Annotated in this window: 10 protein-coding genes; 3 read left to right on the top strand and 7 right to left on the bottom strand. The window is 67.2% G+C overall.

Annotated features, from left to right (window positions below; all coding sequences use genetic code 11):
• Window positions 1–4 precede the first annotated feature (4 nt).
• The gene (locus ACSC1R_RS05305) at window positions 5–5,827 is read right to left on the bottom strand and encodes an outer membrane protein assembly factor BamB family protein (RefSeq protein ID WP_439028035.1); all 5,823 of its coding nucleotides are present in this window, start codon (window positions 5,825–5,827) and stop codon (window positions 5–7) included.
• A 265-nt stretch (window positions 5,828–6,092) separates the two neighbouring features.
• Here ACSC1R_RS05305 and ACSC1R_RS05300 point away from each other — a divergent pair, with 265 nt between their 5' ends.
• Window positions 6,093–6,860 carry a helix-turn-helix transcriptional regulator gene (locus tag ACSC1R_RS05300; protein ID WP_439028034.1) on the top strand — a complete coding sequence of 256 codons (768 nt, stop codon included), beginning with the start codon at window positions 6,093–6,095 and terminating at the stop codon, window positions 6,858–6,860.
• A 30-nt stretch (window positions 6,861–6,890) separates the two neighbouring features.
• On the opposite strand, the gene serA is transcribed toward ACSC1R_RS05300, so the two are convergent.
• The gene (gene serA / locus ACSC1R_RS05295; RefSeq protein ID WP_439028033.1) at window positions 6,891–8,477 is read right to left on the bottom strand and encodes a phosphoglycerate dehydrogenase; all 1,587 of its coding nucleotides are present in this window, start codon (window positions 8,475–8,477) and stop codon (window positions 6,891–6,893) included.
• Between the two features lie 200 nt (window positions 8,478–8,677).
• On the opposite strand from serA, the gene ACSC1R_RS05290 reads away from it, so the two are divergent.
• Complete coding sequence (locus ACSC1R_RS05290) at window positions 8,678–9,364, top strand: hypothetical protein (RefSeq protein ID WP_439028032.1); 687 nt, start codon at window positions 8,678–8,680, stop codon at window positions 9,362–9,364.
• Between the two features lie 105 nt (window positions 9,365–9,469).
• A complete protein-coding gene (gene serB, locus ACSC1R_RS05285; RefSeq protein ID WP_439028757.1) occupies window positions 9,470–10,105 on the top strand; it encodes a phosphoserine phosphatase SerB in 636 nt (211 codons plus the stop codon).
• Window positions 10,106–10,142: 37 nt separating this feature from the next.
• Here serB and ACSC1R_RS05280 read toward each other — a convergent pair whose 3' ends face one another.
• The 5 genes from ACSC1R_RS05280 to ACSC1R_RS05260 all read right to left on the bottom strand — a co-directional run bounded on the left by ACSC1R_RS05280 (window position 10,143) and on the right by ACSC1R_RS05260 (window position 18,992).
• The gene (locus ACSC1R_RS05280; RefSeq protein ID WP_439028031.1) at window positions 10,143–10,994 is read right to left on the bottom strand and encodes a hypothetical protein; all 852 of its coding nucleotides are present in this window, start codon (window positions 10,992–10,994) and stop codon (window positions 10,143–10,145) included.
• A gap of 161 nt (window positions 10,995–11,155) precedes the next feature.
• Window positions 11,156–12,415 (bottom strand): PKD domain-containing protein, encoded by a 1,260-nt coding sequence (locus ACSC1R_RS05275; protein ID WP_439028030.1) that lies wholly within the window; start codon window positions 12,413–12,415, stop codon window positions 11,156–11,158.
• Window positions 12,405–16,133 carry a right-handed parallel beta-helix repeat-containing protein gene (locus tag ACSC1R_RS05270; protein ID WP_439028029.1) on the bottom strand — a complete coding sequence of 1,243 codons (3,729 nt, stop codon included), beginning with the start codon at window positions 16,131–16,133 and terminating at the stop codon, window positions 12,405–12,407. The genes ACSC1R_RS05275 and ACSC1R_RS05270 overlap by 11 nt, the downstream gene beginning before the upstream one ends.
• A gap of 370 nt (window positions 16,134–16,503) precedes the next feature.
• Complete coding sequence (metX, locus tag ACSC1R_RS05265; protein ID WP_439028028.1) at window positions 16,504–17,709, bottom strand: homoserine O-acetyltransferase MetX; 1,206 nt, start codon at window positions 17,707–17,709, stop codon at window positions 16,504–16,506.
• The gene (locus ACSC1R_RS05260) at window positions 17,706–18,992 is read right to left on the bottom strand and encodes an O-acetylhomoserine aminocarboxypropyltransferase/cysteine synthase family protein (RefSeq protein ID WP_439028027.1); all 1,287 of its coding nucleotides are present in this window, start codon (window positions 18,990–18,992) and stop codon (window positions 17,706–17,708) included. Before ACSC1R_RS05260 ends, metX begins: the two co-directional genes overlap by 4 nt.
• Window positions 18,993–19,355 lie beyond the last annotated feature (363 nt).

The following is a 19,355-nucleotide window of genomic DNA, read 5'->3' as shown; positions in this document are numbered from 1 at the left end:
GTCCTCAGTCTTCTCGCTGCTGGTACCGGTAGCCGGCCGCCACCAGGAACACGACGACGCCTAGCCCGGCGAGCAACGTGACAGGGATGCCGAGGCCACCGTCGCCGCCGTCGTGAGTCGACGCGGCCGTCGCCGTGGCCGCCGTCGTCCCGCTGTCGCCCGGTTCGTCCGCGCTGTCGTCTGGGGCCGCCGTCGCGGGCGGTTCCTCGGTCGTCCGTGCCGCCTCGACCGTCACCGAGCCGACGGACTCTCCGCCCAGACTGAGGTCGTAGGTTCCCGGCGTCGACAGGGACGCCGCGAGCGTCGCGGTCGTGTCCGAGCGCGCGGCCACGGTCACCCGTTCGGTCGCGACTGGCTCGCCGTCGGCCGCGAGCGTGAGCGTGGTCTCGCCGTCGGCCCCGCCGAGGTTCGCAATCGTGACCGCGACCGTGGCGTCCTCGCCGACGGTGACGGTATCGGTCCGGAGCGCCGTCTCGGTCACTTCGAGCACCGGCGTGCGGACCCCGATGCTGAACCGCGACAGCCCCGGTGAGACGGCGTCGAAGCGGTAGTGGGTGTCCGTCTCGCCGACGACCTGCGTCGGGAGTTGGCGCCACTGGGTCGTCTCGTCGCGGTAGAGCGCCACCGACTCCGCCTCGATGCTGGACGATTCGAGGTACGTCTTCCGGACGCTGAAAGTGAAGGTGACGTCGTCGATGTCGTCGTCGCTGACGGTGTGGTTCACGATGACGTACCCAGCCGGGCGGCTCCCGGTCTCCTCCACGAACGCGCGGTCATCGTCAGAGAGACCTGCCGTCTGGCCCGATGGGTCGTCTGGCGACGCCTCGACAATCGGACGCTCCTCCGTGGTGACGTTCAGCGTGAAGTCGCCGCCACGGGTGACGTTCAGTTCGAGGCCGTCGACGGCGATGTTCGGTTTGCCATCGCTGGACTGGTCGGGTTCACCGTCGGACTGGCCCGATTCCCCGCCGGTCTCGTTCTCGCCGGTCTCGGACTCGTTCGTGCCGAGGTCCACGACGACCGTCTGGTTGGCCTGCGCGTTCGTGACCTCGATGTCGGAGCGGTTCGTATCGCTGCCGTCCCGGTCGACCGTCACGACCGTCGAATCGGTGGCGGTCCCGGTCTCCGCGCTGTCGTCGGTCCCGGTGTCGGTTCCCGTGTCCGTTTCGGACCCGGACCCGGACCCGGACCCGGACCCAGACCCGGAACCACTGCCGCCGGACGTGACCGTATAGAGCGTGCCGTCGCTACCGGGGACGTAGAGCGTTCCGTTCCAGACGGTCGGCGTCGTGTAGCTCGCCGTCCCGACGGAGTCGGTCCATCGCTCGCTACCGTCGGTGGCGTTGAGCGCGTACACGTCGCCACTGATGGTGGTGGTGTAGACCACGCCATCAGCGACGACCACGCCGGCGTAGGCGTACTCACTCGTCGTGTAGTTCCAGACCTCGCGACCGTCGGTCGCGTTCAGTGCAGTGATGTTATCGGATTTGTCACTCACGTAGAGCACACCACCACTGTGGGTGATGGGGCCCTGGGTCAGCTTCCCGGAGAGAGTCGTATTCCAGACCTTGCTTCCGGTGGTCGCGTTCAGTGCCGTGACGTTCTGGTCGTAGCTGCCGACGTAGACCGTGTCACCGACGACGGTGGGGGTCGGGTAGACTCGTCCCTGTGTCGTGTAATTCCAGCGTTCCGTCCCGTCGGAGGCGTTCAGTGCGAAGACCTGTTTGCCCGTCCCACTCCCGACGTACACGGTGTCGTTGACCACAGTCGGGGTCGAGTAGAGGGCCGTTCCACCAGTGTCGACCGCCCATTGCTCGCTGCCCGTCGCCGCGTCGAGTGCCGTGACGTTACCGAGGTTGTCTGGCACGTAGACGACGCCGTCGACCACAGTCGGATGCGCCGTGACCGCTGCATCGAGCGAGGTGTTCCAGCGTTTCCTGCCGTCGGTCGTCCCGAGCGCCCAGACCTCGTCGTCCGCAGCAGCGTACACGACGCCATTGACGACAGCCAGGCCGGTATACGATGTCGGAACCGACGTGTTCCAGCGCTTGGTTCCGGTGGATTCGTCGATGGCGTAGACGTTCCCGTCCTTGCTGGTGATGTAAACGGTGCCGTCGACGATGACTGGCGTGCTGTAGATGACATCACCGGTGTCGAACGTCCAGGCCTGCTCGGGGTTCGTGGTCGGGCCGGACTGGCCGCTCACGTTGTTCGTGTGCTCGAAGTCGTAGCCGAACATCGCGTAGGCGTCCTCGACCGTCACTGTCACCGTATCCGTGTCCGTGTTCCCCGCCTGGTCGGTGGCCGTCAGCGTCACCGTGTAGTCGCCGGGTGCGGAGTACGTGTGGTTCACGGTCGCACCAGTGCCCGTCGCACCGTCTCCGAAGTTCCACGAGTATCCCGTGATACCGACGGCGTCGGTAGAGGCGCTCGCGTCGAGGCTGGTTCGACTGCCGAAAGCGATGGTCACGTTACTGCCAGCGTCGGCGGCCGGGGCGGTCGTGTCGACGGTGACACTGTCGGATTCGCCGCCTGCGCCGTCGTTGCCGTCGGAATCTTTCGCGGTGTCGACGGTGGCGGTGTAGGTGCCGTCACTCGACCCGCTGTAGGTCGCGGCGTAGGTGTAGGTGCCGTTGCCGTTGTCGGTCTCGGTGAAGTCGCTGTCGGTGAGCGTCGCGGTTTCGGCCCCGCTGATGGACGTCGAGATAATGGCGAGTTGCTTGCTGGAGTCGAAGCTGACCTGTACGTCCTGCCCGCTCGGATTCGTCACCGTGAGGTTGCTCACCTCCGGTTTCCCGGTCAGCGCGTACACCTTGGAGTTGCGGCTCCCGATGTAGACCGTGCCGTCGACGACCGCTGGCGACGAGTACACGATCATGCCGTCGGTGGTGTGATTCCAGTGTTCGGTGCCGTCGGTGGCGTTCAACGCGTACACCTTCTTGTCGATGCTGCCGACGTAGAGGGTGCCGTCGACGACCGCTGGCGACGACCGCACCTGGTGGCCGGTGGTGACGTTCCAGCGTTCGGTGCCGTCGGTGGCGTTCAGCGCGTACACCTTGTTGTCGTTGCTGCCGACGTAGACGGTGTCGTTCCAGACCGCCGGTGACGACTCCACGCGCCCGCCGGTAGTGTAGTTCCAGATTTTGGTCCCGTCGGTGGCGTTCAGCGCGTACACGTCGTCGTCGATGCTGCCGACGTAGACGGTCCCATCGACCACCGCTGGTGACGACGTAACGTCGGCGCCGGTGGTGTAGTTCCAGCGTTTCGTGCCGTCGGTCGCGTTCAGCGCGTACACGTCGTCGTCACCACTGCCGACGTAGACGGTCCCGTCGACCACCGCTGGCGACGAGTCCACGGTAGCGCCGGTGGTGTAGTTCCAGCGTTTCGTGCCGTCGGTCGCGTTCAGCGCATACACGTCGTTGTCGCCGCTACCGATGTAGACGACGTCGTCGACTATCGTCGGCGACGATTCTATCGGGCCACCGGTGGTGTAGTTCCAGCGTTTCGTGCCGTCGGTCGCGTTCAGCGCGTACACGTCGTCACCGCTGCCGACGTAGACGGTTCCGTCGACCACCGCAGCCGACGACTGCACCGGGTTGCCGGTGGTGTAGTTCCAGCGTTCCGTGCCGTCGGTGACGTTGAGCGCGTACACGTTGCCGTCGTTACCGCCAGCGTAGGCGGTGTCGCCGACGACCGTCGGAGACGACTCAACGTAGCCGAGGCTGGTAGTGAAGTTCCAGCGTTCAGTGATGGGTGCGTCGACGCCGGTCGCGTTCGGGGCGGCCCTCGCACCCGATGGCGTGAAACCGAACGACGGCCACGCCGGGTCGACCGTGACCGTCACCGTGTCGGTGTCGGTGTTGCCGCTCTGGTCGGTCACGGTGAGCGTCGCCGTATAGGTGCCACTGGACGTGTAGGCGTGCGTGGGCGAGACGCCGGTTTCGTTCGCGGTGCCGTCGCCGAAGTCCCACTCGTAGCTCGAAATACCGAGATTATCGCTGGAGGCGCTGGCGTCGACAGAGAGCGCGACGCCCGCATCACCCGCAATCGCCGACCCGGCGTCGGCGGTCGGGGCGGTCGTATCGACCGTGACGCTGTCGGATTCGCCACCTGCGCCGTCGTTCGCGTCCGAGTTCTCGGCGGTGTCGACGCTCGCGGTGTAGGTCCCGTCGGTGCTACCGCTGTAGGTCGCGGTGTAGGTGTAACTCCCGCTGCTCCCGGACTCGGTGAAGTCGCTCTCGGTGAGCGTCGCGGTTTCGGCCCCGCTGATGGACACCGAGATGTTCACGAGCTGGCTGTCCGAGTCGAACGAGACGTTCACATTCTGACCACTCGGGTTGGTCACGTTCACGTTCGTTATCGTCGGTCTCGGCTCTTTGAGCGCGTGGAACGCGCTGCCGGAGCCGTAGTAGAGGTAGCCCTCCCACGCGAGGGGCGTCGGATAGAGGGTGGATACCGGCGAGTCGTACTGCCAGAGTTCGGTGCCGTCGGTCGCGTTGAACGCGTAGACCGTACTGTTCCCGTAGTCCGAAATGTAGAGGACGCCACCGGCGACGACCGGTGCACCGCGGAAGCCGTTCCGGGTGACGTTCCAGATCTTCTGGCCGGTCCACGCGTCGAGCGCCACGAGGTCGCCGCCGCGGCTCCCCGCGTACACCACGTCGTTCGCGTACACCGGGCTAGAGTCGACATCGCCCGACATGGTGTAGTTCCAGCGTTTGGTCCCATCGGTCGCGTTGATCGCATACAGCTCCCCGTCGCTGCCAGTTGGCGTAGTGTCGCTGCCGACAAACACGGTATCGTTGGCGACCGTCGGGCCGGACTGGCTGTCGTCGATGAGCGTGTAGTTCCAGAGCTTCGTGCCGGTCTCGGCGTCCAGCGCCGTGAGGTTCTTGTCGTCCGCCGAGATGTAGACGACACCGTCGACCACCGCCGGGTTCGACTCGACCAGCACCGGCTGGTACATCGTGTAGTACCACAGTTCCTCGCCGGTCGTGGCGTTCACCGCCGTCAGGTTCCCGTCGTTGCTGCCGAAGTAGACGACGCCGTCGACCACGGAAGGAGCGGACCGGACGTTCGTCTGCGTCGAGTAGTTCCACAGTTCCGTGCCGGTGTCGGCGTCGATGGCGTGGAGTTTGTAGTCGTTGCTGCCGAGATAGAGCACGCCATTGGCGTACGCGGGCGTGGTCCAGGTCGACCCCGACGAACCGCCGGGCGTCGCGTTCCACTTCTCCGCGCCCGTCTCGGGGTCGAGCGCGTACAACTTTCCACCGTCGTGGAACGCCATGTACATCGTCCCGTTCACGATGGTCGGCTGCATCACCATCGGCGTGCCATCGGTGATGTTCCACGCCTCGATGGGCTCACTCGTCGGCCCGAAGGTGTCCGGATAGTGCCCGAGGTTCCCCGGGCCGCCGTGGAACTTCGCGTTCCCAACCGCCTTCACCGTCACTGTCTCGGTCGCACTCGCGCTGCCGCCGGTGACGGTGACGGTCCGGTCGCCGGTGGTCCAGAGCGTCTCGTTGATGGTGACGGTCTTCGACCCACCGGCCCCGATGGTGCCGTTAGCCCACTGACGAACCGTCCCGTCGACCGACACCGAGACGTTGTACGTCCCGGCGGAGCCGCCGGAGTTCGACACGTCGACGCTCGCCGTGACGGCGCTCCCTGCGGGGAGCGAGGTCTGAGCGATTGCTGCACTGGAGTACGACACCGACGGCGGTGCACCGCTCCCGGTCGCACCGACCGTCGCGGCCGTACCCGCCGAGCACACGAGAAGGAGACAGAAGACGACCGCAACGGACCTGAGGCCTCTTCCGGTACTCACGCGACCACTGCTCCAGGGTTTCGCACGTCACCACATCGACCCGAATCCGCCAGCCGTCCGGTCGTCTCGCGTCGGCCACTCCGCCGGTATCCGTGTGACAGTGAACCACGGACTGTCGCTCCGTTACTAATTCTCCGAGTGAACGGGGAAGTCATGCACACCAAGAAGCAAAAATCGGCAATATAGGTTCTGGCCCCCGCTGTTTCACGGGTGAGAAACCATCTCATCGGTGAATTGTTATCGCGCTCGGTCCCAACCCACTCGCATGGATACGGGGGACATCGACGACGCCGTCTCGCTGTTGCAACGCGCGAACGTACTCGACGCCTGTGACGACGACCCGGTGAGTCGGTCGCGCATCGCCGACCGGGCCGGATGTTCCCGGGCGACCGCCTACCGGGCGACGAACGAACTGCAAGAACGGGGCCTGCTAGAACGGACTGCGGAGGGGTACCGGACGACCGGCGTCGGCAGCGCGATGGTCCACCAGGTTCGCCGGTTCCGCGAGGGCCTCGACGGGGCCGAGCAAATCGCGCCACTCCTGCGCTACGTCGATGCCCCCCTCCTCGTCCAGAACACGAACCGCTTGCGGGACGCGACGGTCGTCGAATCGACCGCCGCGAAGCCGTACGCCGTCGAACAGCACATCGAGTCCGTCATCGCGGGGACGGACCGCGAGATAGTGGGTGCGACGGTGAGTTTCGGCTCGCCACGGACCCTCGAACTGACGTACGAGCAGGTCTGTGACGGCGTCGTCTTCGAGTGGACGTTCCCGAGCCGTGTCCTCGACCGTCTCCAGCGACAACACACGGCCGTCGCCGGGGACGTCATGGACCACGAGAACACGGCGTTCTACGCCGCCGACGAGGTGACCCTGGACCTCGCCATCTACGACGAGACGCTCGTCCTCCTCGGGTTCGACGACGAGCGCGGCGTCGTCGCCGCCGTCGCGACGACCGACGCGCCCGATGCCGTCGACTGGGGACGGCAGGTGCTCGACGGGTATCGAACGGCTGCCGACCGAATCGCCTGAGCGGCCGTCGAAAAGAACCGTTCTGGAGCCCTACTCGCCGCCGTTGAGGACGATCTGGCGCACCTCGATGATGCGGTCGTCGTCGTGGAGCGCCTGGATGGCCTCTTCGGGAACCTCGCTGTCGACGTTGTAGACGGTGAGCGCCTCCCCGCCGATGGTCTCACGGGCGTTGAACATCCCGGCGATGTTGACGCCGTAGTCACCCATCACGCTGCCGATGAGGCCGATGACACCGGGTTCGTCGGCGTTACGTGCCACGACCATGCGGCCGTGCGGGATGGCGTCGACGCGGTAGCCGTCGACGCGGACGATGCGCGGGTCGTCACCCGCGAACAGGGTTCCACAGACCGAGACCTCCTCGTCGCCGTCGGAGACCTTCACGGTGATGAGGCTCTGGAAGTCCTCGGCCGAACGGGTCTTGGTCTCGGTGACCTCGACGCCACGCTCCTCGGCGATACTCGGCGCGTTGACCGCGTTCACCTGCCACTCGAGCGGTTCGAAGACGCCCTTGAGCGCGCTGGCGGTGACGAAGTCGACGTCCTCGTCGGCGATTTCACCCTGGTAGATGACCGAGATGTTCTCGATGCGCTCGTCGAGCAACTGGGCGGCGACCTTGCCGGCGGTCTCGGCGAGTTCGACGTACGGCTTGAGGCGCGGGAACGCCGTCTCGTCGATAGAGGGCGCGTTGAGCGCGTTCATCACGGGTTCGCCCGCGAACGCGGCGACGACCTGCTCGGCGGTCGAGACGGCCACGTTCTCCTGGGCGGCCTCCGTGGACGCGCCGAGGTGGGGCGTCACGACGATGTCGTCGACAGCGAGCAGCGGGTTGTCCTCGGGGACCGGTTCCTCCGCGAACACGTCGACCGCAGCCCCGGCGAGCACGCCCTCGTCGACGGCGCGAGCGAGCGCGTCCTCGTCGACGACGCCGCCACGGGCGCAGTTGACGACGTAGCCGCCCTCGAGCTTGGCGAGTTCGTCGTCGGATATCATGTTCGCCGTCTCGTCCGTCAGCGGGACGTGGACGGTGAGGAAGTCCGCGCGTTCCAGACACTCCTCGAGGTCGACGAGTTCGGCCCCGAGCTGGTCGGCGCGCTCCTCGGAGATGTACGGGTCGAACGCGACGAGGTCCATCCCCAGACTGTGGAACTTCTTGGCGACCTCCTGACCGACGCGGCCGAGGCCCACGACGCCGAGGGTCTTGCCGTTGACCTCGGACCCGAGGTAGTCACTCTTGGCCCACTCGCCGTTCTTCAGGCGGATGTGCGCCTGTGGGATGGAACGCGCGGCGGCGAACGCCATCGCGACCGTGTGCTCGGACGCGGCGCGGACGTTCCCCTCGGGTGCGTTCGCGACGATGACCCCGTGGTCCGTCGCGGCCTCGATGTCGATGTTGTCCACGCCGATACCGGCGCGCCCGACGATGACGAGGTCCTCGGCAGCCTCGAACACCTCACGGGAGACGTCCGTCCCGGAGCGGACGATGAGCCCGTTGGCGTCGGCCACTGCTTCGAGGAGGGCTTCGCCCTCCACGTCGTACGCTGTCTCGACCTCGTGGCCCGCATCGCGGAGCACGGCCAGGCCAGCGTCCGCGATGGGGTCAGTCACGAGTACGTTCATGCGCGTGGCAACCACCTCGGCGGTGTTAACGCTTCCTGTAACGGTTGAATTTCGTAGAATGAGAGGTCCTACCACGTCGTGTGTGAACCCCAACCAGAGTGCTGGCACGCCGTCGTGCGCCCGCGCCGGCTCGTCGGCGGTGATGTCGGCCGGTCGGGGTGACCGGAAAGTATTCAATCGCGATACCAGAAGCGAGTTCCATGAACCGTCGAGCCGTGCTGGCACAGGTGTCCGCACTCTTCCTCTCGGGCTGTGCCGGCTGGGCCGGACGAGGTGACACGTCCTCGTCCACTCCCTCGACGCAGACACGTCCCGCCACCACGTCGGCTACGGAGCCAGCGACGGAGACCGAGACGACGACGAAGACCGAAACCGGCAGCCGAACCCGGACCACGGTCGCGACCCCAGCCACGGCCGAACTCGAAACCGCGACCGAGCCGGTTCGGACGGCGACCGCGGAGACTCCCGCTGTGGTCGAACTTTCTCTGAGGAACGCCGGCCCGGACCCGGTCGAGGTACTGTTCGGGGCCACGCCGCCGCTGACGAACTACGGGGGAGTACGGGTCGACGGAGCGGGACACCTCAAGCTGTTCCCACTCGACTCGGCAGGCCTGGTCGGCATCGAGAACTCGAACGGCGACGACGAGATTTCGGCGAAGGCGTACGACGGGGACTGCTGGCTCGTCGCGGACACCGTCTCGCCGGTCGCGCTCCTGAAGCGGAGACGGCTGGAGCCAGGGGCGGCCATCGCCCGGCAGTACGAGGTCCTGTCCGCGGGGAGTGGCTGTGGGCCCGATGGGGACTACCTGTTCACGGAGTCGGTGCGGTTTCCGAACTCGGATGAGCGAGTCGACCTGGCGTTCCGAATCGACGTTCCGGTCAGCTAACCGCAGTCGGTCGGTGTACCCGGTGTCGGGCACGTGTTTCTGCACACCTCCCGAAACGTCGCCGGGACCGAGGTTTTCATGCACCCCGGCGACACACAGGCGCACATGACACTCGTCGCGTTCGACTTCGACGGTACCCTCTCGGATTCGGAGATGACGGTCCTGCTCGGCAATCGCATGGGCGTCGCCGACCAGATGACCAGGATTACCCAGCGGGCGATGAACGACGAAATCGGCTACGCCGAGAGCCTCCGCCAGCGTGCCGGCCTGCTGGCCGACCTCCCAGACGAGGACGCACAGGCCGCCTTCGACGAGGTGGAACTGCGCGAGGGCGCGGCCGACCTCATCCGCACGCTGAACGACCACGACGTGGTCGTCGCTATCTTCACCGGCGGCTTCCAGCGCGGCGTGAAAGCCGCCCTCGAACGCGAGGGCGTCAGCGTGGACGCCATCGTCTCGAACCGCCTGCCGGTCGAAGACGGCGTGCTCACCGGTGGCGTCGAGGGGCCGCTCATCGAGGGCACCAAGGACACCGCGCTGCGCAACTACGCCGCCGAGATGGAGGTCTCCATCGAGGACACCGTCGCGGTCGGCGACGGCGCGAACGACCTGCCGATGCTCGAAGTGGCTGGTCTCGCGATCGGCTTCGAGCCCAAGCCCGCCGTCGAACCCGCCTGTGACGAGACGGTGAAGACGATGGCGGAGCTGCAAGAGCTGCTGGACGAGAAGGGCCTGTTCTGAGTCTGCGCCGGCTCCACCATCGGCGCACGTCGCCGGCCTACCACCCGAGCGCGTCGAACAGCGTGTACGGGACGATGAACCCGAGCGAGTAGCCGACGAAGTGGGTGTAGTGGTTGACGACGACGCCGTCGCTGACCGCCGGCACCGAGAACGTCAGCACCGCGACGCCCACGAACACCACGAGCGAGAGCGCGGCGATCTCCAGGTACCCCGGGGTGGCGAGGGCCCGTGAGAACCGTGACGGCAGTCGCGAGGAGCGCCGGAAGACGAGGACGCCGACGTAGGCGACGAGACCGATAGAGGCCATCACGACGCCGGTCATCGTCAGCAGCGTCGGCGGGATGACGATTATCCCGATGACCACAGCGCCGAGGAAGAACAGCGCCGGGGCCCGCTCGGTCTGGAACGTCTCCGGCATCCGGTTCTGCAGGTACGCAAACAGCGCCCACGGGAGCAGGCCGACGAACGCCAGCCCGAGGCCGGAGAAACCGAGGCCGACGGTCGGGCGCGCGATGAGCACGTTCAGGCCAGAGATGACGAACGGGAACACCAGCAGGTACGAGACGAAGGCCACGCGGAACTCCCGCTTTCGCCCCGCGACCGCACAGAGCAGGTACGAGAGCGGGGCGACCAGCAGGTAGAGGCCGAGGTTCGAGAGGAGGTGGCCGGGCACGAGGTGGACGTAGTGCGAGACGAACGCGTCGACGAGTGTCGGGTCGGTGTGTGAGAGCGCCGCGTTCCGTTTCGTCTCGTCCGGGAGGGCGTACGCCGCCCACAGCACCGCCGGGACGCTCGTCAGCGCGAGGAGGTCACTGACGGTGGCGGACCCACCGAGGCTCGTCTCGGCAGCGTCGACGCTCTGCTCGCTCGTGTGACTGGGCGACTCCATCCTGTCGGTCCCGGCCGGTCGGCCGTGTGTCGTTCGAACCGACGGCCGCGAAGGGTTTCACTCTCACGGCTGGGACGTCGCTCGAATCGAAGCGTGAGTCGGGAAGACGGAATCGAGTGCGAGTCGGAAACCCGGGAAGAAAGCGCGGCGAGACCGCGGGTTCAGGCCCAGCGGACGAGCGAGGCGGCCACCGCGGCAGCGGCCGCGAGTATCGCGATCATCCCGATCTGCCAGAGTTCGAGACCGCCACCGGACTCCTGTATCGGGGCGGGCGTGCTGGCCCCGTCGGTCGCGGTCTGGGACGCCGGCACGACGGCTCCACCGGCGGTGGTCGTCGATTCCGTCGAGGGCGGTCCCGTCCCCGTGGCCGTGGCTGTCGGCGTGGTGTCCGTGGTCGTCGCCGGCGTGGTCGTCCCGGTGCCGACCTGGACGGTCCTGAAGTCCAGCTGGTCCGGACTCAGGGTGTGGGTCCCTTCATCGACGAAGGTGTGGGTGAACTGGACCGTGCGCTGGGTCCCGCTGACGACGGAGATGCGCTTGCCCTCCACGAACTCGCCGTCGACGTACAGCGCGGGCGTGATTCGCTTCGTCTCGTCGGCAGTGTTCTCGACGGTCACGGTCATCGTGACCTGCTCACCGGGGGCGGGCGAGGTCGGGGTGAACGACCAGTTCGCGATTCGGACCGTTCCCTGGTTCTCCTCGCCACCCTGGCCGCCGCCACCGCCGCCTCCGCCGGCACCGCCAGCGCCGCCGCCACCGCCACCGCTTCCGGCGACGGTGACGGTCGCGTTCGCGGTGTCCGTCTTGCCGGCGAGGTCCGTGACGGTCAGCGACACGTCGTACTCGCCGGTCTCCTCGAGCGTGAAGGCGGTACTCGAACCGGTGTTCGTCTCCCCGTCGACGGTCCACTCGTAGGCCACGATGGCCGTGTCGTCGGTGGACGCGCTGCCATCGAAGGCGACCGACTCGCCGACGCTTGCCTCGCGGGCACCGCCGGGGTCCGCGGTCGGCGCGCCGGTGTCGGTGACCTGGACGACCAGTTCGCGGTGGTCGCCGGACTCCCACGTCACCGTGGTGTCGGCGTCGGCCCCGGCGACCCGGAAGCGGACCGTCGCGCCCGAGTCCTCGCTGCTGTTTCCGGTGACCTCCAGTTTCTCGTCGAACGATTCCGGGCCGCCGTAGGTCCCGTTCGAACCGGTCGTGATGGTCCCACGGACCTCGCCGTCGACCACCGCGACGAGTTCGATACCGGCGGGTGCCGGGTCGCCGTTCACCAGCACCTGTCCGTAGTAGGCGGGCGGCGGACTCGGCGGCCCCGTAGACCCGGTGCTCGCGGCGACCGGCCCGGCGACCGGTGCCAGCACGACCGCGAGCAGGGTGAGCCCGAGGACGAGCCGTGCGATGCGCTGGTCAGTCGTCATCGGTCTGGTCGTGGAGCAAGTCGTACAGTTCGTCGACCGTGACGCCCTCGTAGACGTTCGTGGCTATCTCGCCGTCGCCGGTTGCGTACACCCAGTAGCCGGTGAACGCGCTGACGTTCGGCTGGGCGCTGGACCCGGCCTGATACCGGTCGAAGTCGTCGGGCTGACTGATGGGGAGACCGCTCGGGTCGTCGTACGCGTCCACGACCCGGGCGATGCTCGTCGTCGAGGCCGACATGGCCTGGTCCACGTCACCGCCCTGCGGCGCGGCGACGAAGTTCCAGCCGGGTTCGAGTGCGCGCTCGCCCGGCGTGCCGGGAGTCGAGCCCGCGTTCTCGAACGAGACGGTGACGCTCGTCTCCTCGTCGGCCACGACGACCATCGCGTCGAGCGCGTCGATGCCCTCCGATTCCGCCGGCCGGTACCACGAGTCGGTCGAGGCGTCGAACGCCCAGACCACGCCGTCGAAGTCGCCGAAGACCTCGCCGACGGTGGCGTCGACGGGGCCCGGGAAGCCGACCGCGTGCGGCTGGCCGTCACCGGGGACGGTCAGCGAGATGGCGAACGACTGCGCGTCGGGGTTCGCGGCGCGTGCCGCGTCGAAGGACACGTAGGCGGTGCCGTCGGCGACGACCGGCATGCCGGTCAGCGACCCGACCGTCGTGTCGGACAGGTCGGCGATGGGCGTGCCGGCGACGGTGACGTTCGCGAGGTCGACCGTCCCGGTGACCCCCGACTCGTCGGCGTTCGGCCGGACATCGACGATCTGTCCGACGTCGGAACCGAAGTCGGCTGCACCCGCAGCACGGAAGTCGGCCGAGGCGTTCGCGCCCCAGAGCACGACCCCGTGCTCGCTGCCGGTGACGGTCGTGCCACCGGTGACGTTCACGTGCGAGATGTCGGAACTGCTGTCACTCTCGTCCACGTCGATGGAGTCGTTGACCAGAATACCGGTCTGGTCCGCGTCGATGGAGACGCCGTCGACGGTGACGTAGGAGCCGTCGGCGTCAGGGCTCCCGAAGCGACCCATGTAGTTGGTCGCCACCACACCCGTTTCGACGTCGGTGATGGTGCCACCCCGGACGGTGACGTTCGCGGAGTTCGCGTCGTTCCAGACGACGATGCCGTTCTCGGTCCCGGCGATGTCGTTGTTCGTGGCCGTCGTGTCGACGCTGAGCGACGTGAGTTCGAGTCCGGCCCGGCCCGTGCCGTTCGCGAGTGGGCCGAGGTCGTTGTCCCGGATGACGAACTCGCTCGCGTCCTGGTACTGCAGGTTGTGGAAGATGCCGACCGACTCGGCACGGATGGTGTTGTTCGCGATGATGGCGGGCGAACCGGCCTCGTGGAAGTTGCCGGTCTGGATGCCGGCACCGACCCGCGTCATGACGTTGTTCGAGACGTTCGCGTAGGCGTTGTTGTAGATGATGACGCCACGCCCGTCCGCGACGTTCTCGATGCGGTTGTCCACGATGACGTTGCCGTTGGAGACGCCGCCGCCGGTGTTGTACAGCAACACGCCGTACCACTGGAAGTTCCGGAGGACGCTGTCCTCGACGGTGACGTTGAGGTTCTGGCGGGCCGCGTCGTAGTACCAGAGGCCAGCGCCGGCGTCACTGTCGACGCCGTCGACGTCGACCCCGCTCGTGATGGCGGGGTTGTTCCCGTCGAGCGTCACCCCGCGCACCGTCACGTCGGTCGCGTTGGGCGTGACGATGACTGACTGGTTCACGTCCTCGGGGACGAGCACCGCCTCGGGCCCGCGGGTCGCGTTCCCGTGGACGCCCGCGTTCGGTCCCTCGATGGTCATCGACCGGTCGACCGTCACGTTCGTCGGGTAGGTCCCCGGCGAGATGGAGACGGTCGCGCTCTCGTTGGCGACCTCGACCGCGGCGTCCACATCGCCGAAGACGTGGTCACCGGGACGCAGGTCGTGTGCCGAGACGTTCACGAGGCCGTCGAAGTCGTTCTCCGCGACCAGGTCGGTCGTCAGGTTCGTCGTGGCGTCCCAGAACTGCCTGTCGTTGTTCCGGAACGTGTTGTCCGCGACAGTGACCGTCGAGCTGTCGGCCACCCAGTTCGCGTAGCCGGTCGAACTGTTCGCGATGGTGTTGTCGGCCACCGTCACGTCGGTCGTGTTGTACTGAATCGCGAGCGCGTAGGTGTCGCTCTCGATGGTCGTGTCACGGACCTCGAAGCCGGTCAGGTTCGCCGGCGGCGCGTACTGGTACGACGGCGGTCGCGGCTGGGCGTACACCGCCGGTGCCCAGTGGTCGCCGGCCTTCGAGACCGTCGAATCGAGGATGGAGACGTTCTCGTAGCTCCCGTTCTTCAGGTTGAGTTCGATGCCGTACTCGCTCCCGGAGACGGAGACGTCCTCGAACGTCGCGTTCGAGAGCGCCTCGAAGTAGAGCCCCTTGGAGCGGTACGGGTCACCGCCCGCGGCGAGGCCGTTGTCCTCGACCGTCGTATCGGTGACGACCAACCCGTCGAGGGCACCGTCGTTCCCGTTCGTCGTGAACCCGAGCCCGAAGTAGCCGTTCCGGTCGAGGTGGCTGTCGGAGACGGTCAGGTCGTGGACCTGTGCCGTCGTCGCGAGGGCGATACCGGCCCCGCCGTTCGACTGGCCGTTCTCGCTGAAGTTCACGCCCGCGAGGGTCACGTCGGTCACGTCGGCCGCGTTGTGGAACTCCAGGCCGTCGGCGCTGTTGCCCGTCGCGGTGACGTTCGTCAACGTGATGGACGACAGCGCCGCGTCGGCTTCGATGCCGTTGGTCGCGTTCGTCACGGTCAGGTCGCGGACCGTCACGTCGTCCGAGGCGAGCTGGATGCCGACACCGGAGCCGCCGGCGTCGACCACCGCGTCGCCCTGCCCGGCGAGCGTGACGGACTCGTCGAGGACGACCGGGCCGACCGTCCCGGAGACGGTCACGGTGTCACCCGCGCTGGCCGCGTCGACGGCCGCCTGCGTCGAGTGATAGTACGTCCCGTTCGTGGCCGCGCCACGGTCGTAGTCGTGCCCGGTCGTCTCCACGTCGACCGAGTCGATGCCGGGGTTGGCGTCGAGGAGGCTGGTGACCGCCGTCGCCTCACTCCCGTCTTCGGTCGGCTGGACGGTGTAGTAGCGGACACCGGGCACGTCGTCTGTCGCCCCGGTGATGCTCGTGTTCGCCACCGAGACGGTCGTCGCCGTCCCGATTCCCTCGACGGCGACGCCCGTCGCCGAGAGTCCGTCGATGGTGGCCTCGCCGGCGGTGACCGAGATGGCTACGTCGCCACCGGTCACCGTCACGTCTTCCGCGAGGAAGCCCTGCACGTCGTCCCCGTTCACGGAGTCGTCCTGGACCTGGACGCCCGTCGTCCCGACGGAGATGGAGAGGTCACGGAGCGTCACGTCGTCGGCCCGGACCTCGACGCCGAGCGTCGCGGACCCGTCGAGCGTCAGTCCTTCGACGGTCGCACCGGTCGGGTCGCCGTTCTGGTTCTCTATCTGGACGACGGCAGCGCCATCGCCGGAGACGGTCGGAGTCACCCCGGCGGCCGCCCTGATGGTGACGTTCTCGTTCAGTAGAAATGCATCGTACGTCCCGTCGTGGACGACGATGGTGTCACCGGCGGTCGCGTTGTCGACCGCGTTCTGAATCGTGTCGTAGTCGGACGACCCGTCGTCGTCCACCGTCAGTGTCGTCGCTGCACCGGTCGCTGCCGCAGGGCCTGTCACGGCTGCGACGGTGAGCGCCAACGTGAGTAGTACTACCGCTGTCGATACCCCAATCTGGTGGCCCCAACCACCCGTAGCGTTCATTACAGCAATCTAACAAGCTGAACTGTTCAGATAAATAACTTGTGATGGGAGTGAAAATACAGCATTTCAATCACCACAAAAGATTTCCAAAACGAACATCTGCTTCAGAAATCGAGAGTCCACCCCAGTCCGGCGAACGTTCGGGATAGAGGTGCTCCTCCCGAGAACCAGTCAGTTTTGCCGATATGCGTTCGACAAGGAAGTTGCCCAGTCGTATCAGGGGGCAAGACTGACAGACGGGGTCGGAACGAAGGACCCGGGAACAGACAGGAACGGAACGAACCACTCAGGAGAACAGGCTCGTGTGCACCGGCGCGTGCACGTCCCCTTCTTCTGCTGATTCGACCGTGTCCGTCACCGACTTGCCCGAGACGCCGTCGGCCAGGAAGTCGGCCAGTGGCGGGCCGACCTTGCCCGGTTCGACGAGGAAGGCGTCGTGGCCGTGGTCGGACTCGACGACGTGGTGGGCACAGCGCACGCCGACCTCTCTCGCCGATTCGGCGAGTGCCTCGGCCTGTTCGGTCGTGAAGTGCCAGTCGCCCGTAAACGAGAGCGTGAGCAGTTCGCCCTCGAACGCGCCGAGCGCGGTCGCGTCGGACTCGTAGCCCGCGGACATGTCGTAGTCGTCCATGGCGCGGGTCAGGTAGAGGTAGCTGTTCGCGTCGAAGCGGTCGACGAAGTTCTCGGCGTTGTAGTCGAGGTAGGACTCCACGTCGCGGTAGGGGAAGAACGCACCTGCCGGGTCGGGTGCCTCGCGGGACTGGCCGCGGCCGGCGGCCCGGCGGCCGAACTTCTGCTCCATGGAGGCCTTCGAGAGGTACATGACGTGGCCGATGCGGCGGGCCTGTTCGAGCCCGTGGTCAGGGTTCGGCTGGTCCTCGCCGTAGTAGTGGCCGCCGTTCCAGTTCGGGTCTGCCGTGATGGCGCGCTGGGCGATGGTGTCGAGCGCGAGGCACTGGGCGTCGAGTCGCGGGGCGGTGGCGACCGCGGCGACCCGGTGCACGTCGTCGGGGTACCTGACGGCCCAGTCGAGGGCGTTCATCCCACCCACGGAACCACCGACGACGGCCCGGAGACGGCCGACGCCGAGGTGGTCGAGCAGGCGGCGCTGGGCGCGGGTCCAGTCCCCGACCGTGACGGGCGGGAAGTCGGTCCCGTAGGGTTCGCCGTCGGGGCCCTCGCTGGCCGGGCCGGAAGAGCCGTAACAGGAGCCGGGGACGTTGGCGCAGACGACGTAGTACTCGGTCGTGTCGATGGCCTTGCCCGGTCCGACCACGTCGGCCCACCAGGCGCGGGCCTGGCCCGCGGTTCCCTCGTCCGCACCCGGGCGGCGGGCGACGTGCTGGCTGCCGGTGAGGGCGTGACAGACCAGCACGGCGTTCGAGCCCTCGAACTCACCGTAGGTCTCGTAGGCGATCTGGAGGTCGTCGATAGACTCCCCGCACTGGAAGGTGAACTCGCCCAGCGAGGCCGTGTCCTGTTCGTTGCTCATGCTCCCTCCGTCGCCGCGTCGATGGCCGCTTCGACGTCGCGCAGGATGTCCGCGGGGTCCTCGATGCCGACCGAGAACCGCAGCATATCGGGCTGGACGCCGGCGGCGCGCTGTTCCTCCTCCGAGAGCTGTGCGTGGGTGGTGCTGGCGGGATGGATGACGAGGGACTTCGCGTCGCCGATGTTCGCGAGGAACGAGGTTATCTCGACGCTCTCGCAGAACCGTTTGCTCGCCTCGAACCCGTCCTCCAGCCCGAACGCGAGCATCCCGCCGTACCCAGAGAGGTACTCGCTGGCGTTGTCGTGGGTCGGATGCTCCTCCAGGCCGGGGTAGGTGACCCAGGCGACCTCGTCGTGGTCCGCGAGGTGTTCGGCGAGAATCGTCGCGTTCTCGCAGTGGCGCTGCATCCGCAGGCCCAGCGTCTCCAGCCCCTGCAGGGTCTGCCAGGCGTCGAACGGCGACTGCTGGTTGCCGAGGGTGCGCACGGAGCGATAGCGCACTGCGGCGGCCAGCGGGGCGTCGAACTCGGAGAAGTCGACGCCGTGGTAGGCCGGGTTCTCACCGCCGATTTCGGGGTAGTCGTGGGCGTTCCAGTCGAAGGTGCCGCCGTCGACGACGACGCCGCCGACGGTGGTTCCCGAGCCGTGGAGCCACTTGGTCGTGGACTCCCAGACGATGTCCGCGCCGTGCTCGATGGGGTGACAGAGCGCGGGCGTGGCGAACGTGTTGTCGACGACGAGGGGCGCGCCGGCCTCGTGGGCGATGTCGGCGACGGCCTCGAAGTCGGGAGTGACCAGCGACGGGTTGCCGATGCTCTCGAGGTGGACGTAGGCGGTGTTCTCGTCGACCGCGTCCTCGAACGCGTCGAGGTCGAGCGTGTCGACGAAGCGGGCCTCGATACCACGGCGACAGGCCGCCTTCGCGAGGTAGGAGGTCGTGCCGCCGTACGTGTCGGTCGAGCAGACGACGTTGTCACCGGCCTCGGCGAGCACGAAGGTGATAGCGTCGAGGGCAGCCATCCCGCTGGCGGTCGCGACCGCACCGGGTGCGTCGTGGAGCGCGGCGAGTCGCTCTTCGAGCGTCTCGACGGTCGGATTGGAGATGCGCGAGTAGATGAAGTCCTCCCGGTCGAGCGCGTAGCGGGCCGCGGCGTCGTCGGCGTCGGGGAACACGTACGACGTGGTCTGGTACAGTGGCGGGGCACGGGCCCCTGTGGCCGAATCGGGCTCCTGTCCCGCGTGGACTGCGCGGGTGTCGAAGCGAGAGTCCTCGTCCTTGCTCATGTACGTGGTGCATATTTCTCTACGTTCGTATAACCCACAGTTACGGCAATATTGGATGGAATCTGGTATCGGTGACGAGGGGAGCCTCGACGACGACGGTACTCTCCGGCGGTAGTGTCGAAGAGCCAAAAGGTGAGAGATAGACAGTGGTTCGGTGGGTTCGCAGTGCGACACCGGGCAGGGACCCGATATCGCGGGGCTTCGGTGGGGCGACGGTGGCAGTTCGGGGTGGGTGTGAGCACCGAACGGGTCGTCGCGTCCCACGTGAAGGACGCCCGCGCAGGGACAAAGAGTGACAGGCCGATTCTCAGTCTGTTGGAACGAGGAGAAATCATGTTAGCACCCCATACTCTCGATGTCTAT

It is taken from the genome of Haloarchaeobius ordinarius (assembly GCF_051801355.1).
Classification (GTDB): domain Archaea; phylum Halobacteriota; class Halobacteria; order Halobacteriales; family Natrialbaceae; genus Haloarchaeobius.
Note: the sequence above shows the minus strand (reverse complement) of the source record. Positions and strands in the feature narration are given on the sequence as shown.